The following is a 4,818-nucleotide window of genomic DNA, read 5'->3' as shown; positions in this document are numbered from 1 at the left end:
ATCGAGGAGGCCGCGCTGCCGCCGGGACCGCGGCGCGATTTCTCAGGGGCGCAGCGCACGGTGCTCACCTTGCATCGCGAGGGCCATCTCGGCGAGAGCGCGCTGCTGGGCTTTGCCAAGGCGCACAAATACGAAGAATCGATCGCTTCGCTCTCGGCGATGTCCGGCGTCCGTCTCTCGGTTCTGGACCGCCTGGTCGCAGGCGACCGTTACGATCCGATTCTCATTATCGGTCGCGTGTTGAATCTGGGCTGGCCGACGGTGCGCGCGCTCATCCTGCTCTGGTACGGTCCGCACCGCACGCCGGCCGATGCCGACATCGAGGCCGCGCGCGTGAACTTCACGCGCCTGATGCCGACGACCGCCGAGCGCGTCGTGAACTTCTGGCGCAACCGGCAGACGATCTAGCGTCACTCTCCGTCATTGCGAGCGAAGCGAAGCAATCCAGAAATCTTTCCGCGGAGGCACTCTGGATTGCTTCGTCGCCAGCGCAAATTGCTTCGCAAGTTGTCGCGGGCTCCTCGCAATGACGGCTAGCCAACCCGCCTGAACCGCAAGTAAGCCGCCTTGCGCCCTTCGCGGGCGGCCTTCCGGCCGTAGCGCGTCATGGTGTAGCCGTCCCATGGCTGCCTGAAGTCGTCGGCGCGTTCGGCAAGCCAGACGAAATCCTGCGAGCGCGCAAGATGCGACAGCGTCCAGGCGCAGTAATCGTCGATATCGCAGACGAAGCGGAATTCGCCGCCACTCTTCAGCACGCGCGCCATCGCGGCGATCGTCCTGTCCTGGACGAAGCGCCGTTTCCAGTGCCGCCGCTTCGGCCAGGGATCGGGATGGATCAGGTCGATCCGGGATAATGATGCCTTCGGCAGCCAGGCCAGCAGTTCGGCCGCATCGCCCGCAAACAGGCGGATGTTGCCGATGTTGGCGGCCTCGATCTGCGCGAGGATCTTTGCCATGCCGTTGACATAAGGCTCGCAGCCGATGAAGCCCGTCGTGGCGAAGGTCTGCGCCTCGGCCGCGAGATGCTCGCCGCCGCCGAAGCCGATCTCGAGCCGTACATCTTCGGCTGCGGGGTCAAAGATCTCGCGGGCGTCCGCCGGCGTTTCACCGTCGATGTCGAGCGCCAGATGCGGCAGCAGATGATCTACCAGCTCGGCCTGGTGCTGCCTGAGCTTGTGGCCCTTGCGGCGTCCGAAGAAGGCGCGCTCGCTGTCCTCGCGACCGGGGTCTGATTTGCGCTCGCTCATCGCAGCGTCTGGTACAGGCGATGGAGCAGCCGCGCGCGCGGCGCGAGCGACGAGACATAGAGCTGCTCATAATGGGTGTGGGCGCCCTTGCCGTCGACGCCGAGTCCGTCCAGCGTCGCGGTGTGCGCGGCGGTGAAATTGCCGTCCGAGCCGCCGCCGGTATGGGTGTCGATCAATTCGAAGCCGATCTCGGCGGCAACCGTCTTCGCATGCTCGTAGAGTGAGGCGCCTGCATTGCTTTTCTCGTAAGGCGGCCGATTGAGCCCGCCCGTGACCTCGACGGTGACGCCTTCGGTCTTCGACGTCAGCCCAAGGATCTTGCTGACGAACTCGTCTGCGTCCTTGAGGCTCAGCACGCGCAGATCGACTTCGGCATAGGCCTCTTCCGGCGTGACGTTGGGGCGCGTGCCGCCGCGCACCACACCGACATTGACGCTGACGCCGCGCTCGAGGTCGTTCATCCCTTCCAGCGCCAGGATGACGTTGGCGAGTTCGCGGACGGCGCTGCGGCCGTCTTCGGGCCGGGAGCCGGCATGCGCCGGTACGCCCTTGATGAACACGCGGAAGCGTCCGACGCCCTTGCGTCCGGTGACGATCTTGCCGCCGTCACGTGCCGGCTCCGTCACCAGCACGTATTTGGCCTTGCGCCCTTCGGTCTCGATGAGTGCGCGCGAGGTGGGGCTGCCGATCTCCTCGTCGGAGGTGAACAAATGCGTGATGCCCAGCGGCGAGCGTTCGGCCGTCGCGCACAGCACGCGAAAGGCGTGATGGGCGATGTAGGCGCCGCCCTTCATGTCGTAGATGCCCGGACCGAACGCGACGTCGCCTTCGACCTTGAACGGCAGGCGCTCGATAAATCCGAGGGGATGAACGGTATCGAGGTGGCTCAGTACCAGGATGCCCGGCCGGTCCAGGCCCCAATTCGACCGCGCCAGGAGATGATCGCCGCAGCCATCGACGCCGGCGATGCGCTCGAGCGTGACGGGCAGATCGCGGTATTGGTCCGCGACCATGGAGACCAGCCTGTTGACCTGTTCAGGCGCTTCCGTCGGCGTCTCGACCTCCACCCAGCGGCGGATGCCATCGAGAATAGTTTGGGAATCGAACCAATTTGAGCTGGCCATGGACGCATCTGTGCCTTTGAATCGCATCATCGAAGCGGACGCGCATCAAGGCGCGGCCACAAATGACGACATAGGCCAGATTTGACGCGGTCTCAAATCGCCATTGAGGCGGCGTCAGCGCTTGTCGGGCCCTTCGCGAGCCGCGATCTGCTCGACGAGATCGACGATCGAGCGGCGCATCTTCGAGTCGGTGATTCGCGTGAACGCCTTGGTCAAGGCAAGTCCTTCGGAGGTCGCGAGAAAGTCCGACACGTAAGAGGGCGAGGCGCCTTCGGCGAAGCCATTCGGACCCGCCACGCCACTTGGACCGCCTTCGAACAGGAACGACACGGGTACCTGGAGAATCTCGGCGATCTGCTGGATTCGGCTCGCGCCGACCCGGTTGGTGCCCTTCTCGTACTTCTGGATCTGCTGGAAAGTCAGGCCCAAAGCTTCACCGAGCTTCTCCTGGCTCATGCCCAACATGATGCGGCGCATACGCACGCGACTGCCGACATATTTGTCAACAGGGTTGGGCGCTTTCGACATTTCCTCAGCCCTCCAAACACCACCCTCAGCGCAATCTTTGGGAATGCCTCAGGTGCAAGCATCGTCAAATCAAACCCTCTTATTGGGAAACATTGCGGAGAAATTTAGCAACGCACCACTGTCTTTTGCAGCCGGTGCAGAATGGGGAGCCCGCGTGCAGTCTGTCAACCGTGGGACTGCGGTTGTCAAAAGTTTCCGGCCGCGTTGCTGACGAGGCTGCAATCAGCGATGCGGCTTGGCGACACGCCGCCGGACGGCGAGAAACACGGCTAGCGCGACGAGCATGGCGGCGGGCACGTCGCCCACCCGCGCGTAGACGGTCGGCGGGATCGCGGCGGGCAGGCTTGCATCCAAAATGCCTTCGATTCCGAGACCGAGGCTGGCGACGGTGCGGCCCACCGGATCGATCACTGCGGAAACGCCGGTATTGGCGGAGCGAACCAGCGGCAATCCGAGTTCGATCGCGCGCATCCGCGACTGCTCCAGATGCTGATAGGGGCCGGTCGAGATGCCGAACCAACCATCATTGGTGAGGTTCACGATCCAGCCCGGACGCTCATTGCGTCCGGCCACTTCGCCGGGAAAGACGGCTTCGTAACAGATCAGCGGCAGCGCGGGCGGTGCACCGGGCACCGGCAGCGCATGCCGCACCGTGCCGGGAATGAAGCCGCCGCGCACACGCGTCAGTTGCTCGAAACCGAGCTTCTCCATCAAAGACTGGTAGGGAAGAAATTCGCCGAACGGCACCAGATGCAACTTGTCGTACACGGCGAGCACGCTGCCGTCGTGATCGATCACGTAGATCGAATTATAGGCACGCGTGATCGGCGTGCCCCGCGGCAGGTCGGGCGCGCGGACCGAACCCGTGATCAGCACCGTGCCCTTCGGCAGAAGGTCTGCAATCTGAGCCATCGCGTCGGCCTCGCGGGTCAGAAAGAACGGAAAGGCCGATTCCGGCCAGATCAGGATCGTGGCATCACGCACGCCGGTCGATTGCGGGCCGGAGGCGCGGTCCGACAGCGCCAGGTATTTTTTCATCACCTCCGCCTTGGCGGCGTAGTTGAATTTCGCGTCCTGCTGCAGGTTCGGCTGCATCAGGCGCAGCTTGGCGCCTGCGACCATCGTGGTCGGATGCAGCGACAGGCGGATCGCGCCGAAGATGCTCATGACGATTAAGAGCGCAATTGCGGCTGCCGGGACGCGCCATTGCAGGCGGCGATCGGGCGTACGGTCGATCAGGGTCGCGGGGCTCGCGAAGATCGCAACCGTCAGGAACGTCATGCCCCACAGGCCGATCAGCGACGCCGTCTGTGCCAGCGGCAGCGGCTCGGATAGCGCATAGCCAAACGCGTTCCAGGGAAAGCCGGTCAGGGCGTGGCCGCGCAGCCATTCGCTGACCGTGAGGCTTGCCGCGAGCGCAAGCACGCGCGTGGCGTTCTTGGTCCAGAGCACGCGTGCCAGCGCAAAGCCTATGGCCGTGAAGATGGACAGATAGGCCGGCAGGCCGAGCACGGCGAACGGCGTCAGCCAGGCGAACACATCGGCATCGACGAAGAAGGCGTAGCCGATCCAGTAGAGGCCGGGCACGAAATAGCCGAGCCCGAACCAGTAGCCGGTCAAGGCTGCAGCGGGGACGCCGCCATATCGTCCGGCCCCGGTGCCGTCGATCAGCCAGACCAGCACCGGAAACGTGATGAACAGCACCGGAAAAAGGTTGAACGGCGCCAGCGCCAGCACCGACAGTGCTCCGGCCGCGATGGCGATGACGGCGCGCTTCCATCCCCAGGCGAGGATGATGGCAAGCGCAATCTGCCGAAGTCGCTGCAACGGACTCACTGTTGGCCGGTCCCGTCGCTCGGCGGCGGGCTGGGCGTGTCATTGGCCGGCGATTGACCGCTGTCCGGCGCGGCCTCGCGACG

General features: G+C 64.5%; 5 protein-coding genes. 1 reads left to right on the top strand and 4 read right to left on the bottom strand.

Annotated features, from left to right (window positions below; genetic code table 11):
- On the top strand, window positions 1-408 hold a 408-nt coding region (locus MOV75_RS27735), incomplete at its 5' end, for a DUF2336 domain-containing protein (protein ID WP_247006951.1).
- 125 nt (window positions 409-533) lie between these two features.
- On the opposite strand, the gene trmB is transcribed toward MOV75_RS27735, so the two are convergent.
- From trmB to lnt, 4 genes are all read right to left on the bottom strand, one after another.
- Window positions 534-1,247 carry a tRNA (guanosine(46)-N7)-methyltransferase TrmB gene (gene trmB, locus MOV75_RS27730; RefSeq protein WP_246927043.1) on the bottom strand — a complete coding sequence of 238 codons (714 nt, stop codon included), beginning with the start codon at window positions 1,245-1,247 and terminating at the stop codon, window positions 534-536.
- Entirely contained in the window at window positions 1,244-2,401 is a 1,158-nt protein-coding gene (locus MOV75_RS27725; RefSeq protein WP_246927028.1) for a M20 family metallopeptidase, read from the bottom strand. The genes trmB and MOV75_RS27725 overlap by 4 nt, the downstream gene beginning before the upstream one ends.
- Window positions 2,402-2,485: 84 nt before the next feature.
- Window positions 2,486-2,899: a helix-turn-helix domain-containing protein gene (locus MOV75_RS27720; protein WP_027546813.1), complete on the bottom strand. Its 414-nt coding sequence runs from the start codon at window positions 2,897-2,899 to the stop codon at window positions 2,486-2,488.
- Between the two features lie 222 nt (window positions 2,900-3,121).
- On the bottom strand, window positions 3,122-4,735 hold the full coding sequence (gene lnt / locus MOV75_RS27715) for an apolipoprotein N-acyltransferase (protein WP_246927025.1): 1,614 nt from the start codon (window positions 4,733-4,735) through the stop codon (window positions 3,122-3,124).
- Window positions 4,736-4,818: the final 83 nt, after the last annotated feature.

This window comes from Bradyrhizobium sp. PRIMUS42, from assembly GCF_023006515.1.
In the GTDB taxonomy this organism is placed as follows: Bacteria; Pseudomonadota; Alphaproteobacteria; order Rhizobiales; family Xanthobacteraceae; genus Bradyrhizobium.
Note: the sequence above shows the minus strand (reverse complement) of the source record. Positions and strands in the feature narration are given on the sequence as shown.